The organism is Caballeronia choica (assembly GCF_001544535.1).
Classification (GTDB): domain Bacteria; phylum Pseudomonadota; class Gammaproteobacteria; order Burkholderiales; family Burkholderiaceae; genus Caballeronia; species Caballeronia choica.
Map to the genome: position 1 here is coordinate 1 of NZ_FCON02000565.1, position 758 is coordinate 758.

2 protein-coding genes are annotated in these 758 nt (G+C 67.8%); both read left to right on the forward strand.

The features are described 5' to 3' along the window. A partial coding sequence (locus AWB68_RS45745) for a winged helix DNA-binding protein (protein WP_510183583.1) occupies positions 1-207 on the forward strand: 207 nt, incomplete at its 5' end. A gap of 6 nt (positions 208-213) precedes the next feature. Further along, a partial coding sequence (locus AWB68_RS45750; RefSeq protein WP_143282091.1) for a chloride channel protein occupies positions 214-758 on the forward strand: 545 nt, incomplete at its 3' end.

Here is a 758-nt window from a genome sequence, read left to right on the forward strand (position 1 = left end):
GCGCAGCATCACGGCGTGGTCGCGCTGGTGTCGCGCTGCGAGGCGCTGGATCTCGTCAGGCGGCAGGTGAGCGAGACGGATCGCCGGCAGGTCGAGGTCCATCTGCAGAAGGCCGGCGAAAAGGTGCTTGCGCGGCTGGCGGAGTTGCATCGCGCGGAACTGAAATCGCTGCAGGGCGCTTTCCGCGTGCCTCAGATCGACTACTGAACCATCATGAGCCACGATACGACCAAGCGGGATTTCGCCGCGAACGCCCGCCTTCCCGGTATTTCCGCGCTGGCCGCGGTGATCGGCGGCATCAGCACGTGCGCGGCGTTCGTGCTGCTCGGCCTGATCCACCTGTTCACGAACCTGTTTTTCTTCGGCAGTTTCTCGTTCGCCGACCGCTCGCCCGCGCACAACACGCTCGGGCTTTGGGTGCTCGTCGTGCCGGTGACGGGCGGGCTCATCGTCGGACTCATGGCGCGCTACGGGTCGGAGAAGATCCGCGGCCACGGCATCCCCGAAGCGATCGAAGCGATCCTGTTCGGCAAGAGCCGCATGTCGCCGAAGGTGGCGGTGCTCAAGCCGCTGTCGTCGGGGATCGTGATCGGCAGCGGCGGGCCGTTCGGTGCCGAAGGCCCGATCATCATGACGGGCGGCGCGCTCGGCTCGCTGATCGCGCAGTGCGTGAAGCTGACCTCAGCCGAACGCAAGACGCTGCTCGTCGCCGGCGCCGCCGCCGGCATGACCGCGGTGTTCGGCACGCCGGTCGCGGC